This is a genomic window from Pseudomonas rossensis, assembly GCF_039888995.1.
Classification (GTDB): domain Bacteria; phylum Pseudomonadota; class Gammaproteobacteria; order Pseudomonadales; family Pseudomonadaceae; genus Aquipseudomonas; species Aquipseudomonas rossensis.
In genome coordinates, this window is record NZ_JBBWCB010000271.1 from 1 (window position 1) to 2,604 (window position 2,604).

Sequence of the window (2,604 nt, forward strand, 5' to 3'; positions counted from 1 at the left end):
GCAAATTGCTTGGGTGTTATATGGTCAAGCCTCACGGGCAATTAGTATTGGTTAGCTCAACGCCTCACAGCGCTTACACACCCAACCTATCAACGTCGTAGTCTTCGACGGCCCTTCAGGGGACTCAAGGTCCCAGTGAGATCTCATCTTGAGGCTAGTTTCCCGCTTAGATGCTTTCAGCGGTTATCTATTCCGAACATAGCTACCCGGCAATGCCACTGGCGTGACAACCGGAACACCAGAGGTTCGTCCACTCCGGTCCTCTCGTACTAGGAGCAGCCCCTCTCAAATCTCAAACGTCCACGGCAGATAGGGACCGAACTGTCTCACGACGTTCTAAACCCAGCTCGCGTACCACTTTAAATGGCGAACAGCCATACCCTTGGGACCGGCTTCAGCCCCAGGATGTGATGAGCCGACATCGAGGTGCCAAACACCGCCGTCGATATGAACTCTTGGGCGGTATCAGCCTGTTATCCCCGGAGTACCTTTTATCCGTTGAGCGATGGCCCTTCCATACAGAACCACCGGATCACTAAGACCTACTTTCGTACCTGCTCGACGTGTCTGTCTCGCAGTCAAGCGCGCTTTTGCCTTTATACTCTACGACCGATTTCCGACCGGTCTGAGCGCACCTTCGTACTCCTCCGTTACTCTTTAGGAGGAGACCGCCCCAGTCAAACTACCCACCATACACTGTCCTCGATCCGGATAACGGACCTGAGTTAGAACCTCAAAGTTGCCAGGGTGGTATTTCAAGGTTGGCTCCACGCGAACTGGCGTCCACGCTTCAAAGCCTCCCACCTATCCTACACAAGCAAATTCAAAGTCCAGTGCAAAGCTATAGTAAAGGTTCACGGGGTCTTTCCGTCTAGCCGCGGATACACTGCATCTTCACAGCGATTTCAATTTCACTGAGTCTCGGGTGGAGACAGCGCCGCCATCGTTACGCCATTCGTGCAGGTCGGAACTTACCCGACAAGGAATTTCGCTACCTTAGGACCGTTATAGTTACGGCCGCCGTTTACCGGGGCTTCGATCAAGAGCTTCGCGTTAGCTAACCCCATCAATTAACCTTCCGGCACCGGGCAGGCGTCACACCCTATACGTCCACTTTCGTGTTTGCAGAGTGCTGTGTTTTTAATAAACAGTCGCAGCGGCCTGGTATCTTCGACCGGCATGGGCTTACGCAGTAAATGCTTCACCCTCACCGGCGCACCTTCTCCCGAAGTTACGGTGCCATTTTGCCTAGTTCCTTCACCCGAGTTCTCTCAAGCGCCTTGGTATTCTCTACCCAACCACCTGTGTCGGTTTGGGGTACGGTTCCTGGTTACCTGAAGCTTAGAAGCTTTTCTTGGAAGCATGGCATCAACCACTTCGTCACCCAGAGGGTAACTCGTCATCAGCTCTCGGCCTTAGAATCCCGGATTTACCTAAGATTCCAGCCTACCACCTTAAACTTGGACAACCAACGCCAAGCTGGCCTAGCCTTCTCCGTCCCTCCATCGCAATAACCAGAAGTACAGGAATATTAACCTGTTTTCCATCGACTACGCTTTTCAGCCTCGCCTTAGGGACCGACTAACCCTGCGTCGATTAACGTTGCGCAGGAAACCTTGGTCTTTCGGCGTGGGTGTTTTTCACACCCATTGTCGTTACTCATGTCAGCATTCGCACTTCTGATACCTCCAGCAAGCTTCTCAACTCACCTTCACAGGCTTACAGAACGCTCCTCTACCGCATCACCTAAGTGATACCCGTAGCTTCGGTGTATGGTTTGAGCCCCGTTACATCTTCCGCGCAGGCCGACTCGACTAGTGAGCTATTACGCTTTCTTTAAAGGGTGGCTGCTTCTAAGCCAACCTCCTAGCTGTCTAAGCCTTCCCACATCGTTTCCCACTTAACCATAACTTTGGGACCTTAGCTGACGGTCTGGGTTGTTTCCCTTTTCACGACGGACGTTAGCACCCGCCGTGTGTCTCCCATGCTCGGCACTTGTAGGTATTCGGAGTTTGCATCGGTTTGGTAAGTCGGGATGACCCCCTAGCCGAAACAGTGCTCTACCCCCTACAGTGATACATGAGGCGCTACCTAAATAGCTTTCGAGGAGAACCAGCTATCTCCGAGCTTGATTAGCCTTTCACTCCGATCCACAGGTCATCCGCTAACTTTTCAACGGTAGTCGGTTCGGTCCTCCAGTTAGTGTTACCCAACCTTCAACCTGCCCATGGATAGATCGCCCGGTTTCGGGTCTATTCCCAGCGACTAGACGCCCTATTAAGACTCGCTTTCGCTACGCCTCCCCTATTCGGTTAAGCTCGCCACTGAAAATAAGTCGCTGACCCATTATACAAAAGGTACGCAGTCACCCAACAAAGTGGGCTCCCACTGCTTGTACGCATACGGTTTCAGGATCTATTTCACTCCCCTCTCCGGGGTTCTTTTCGCCTTTCCCTCACGGTACTAGTTCACTATCGGTCAGTCAGTAGTATTTAGCCTTGGAGGATGGTCCCCCCATATTCAGACAAAGTTTCTCGTGCTCCGTCCTACTCGATTTCATGACTAAGAGATTTTCGCGTACAGGGCTATCACCCACTATGGCCG

1 rRNA gene is annotated in these 2,604 nt (G+C 52.2%); it reads right to left on the bottom strand.

Annotation, left to right across the window (positions count from 1 at the left end):
* Nucleotides 1-20: 20 nt before the first annotated feature.
* Nucleotides 21-2,604: ribosomal RNA gene (locus tag WLY71_RS30285) — 23S ribosomal RNA — on the bottom strand; the annotation flags it as partial.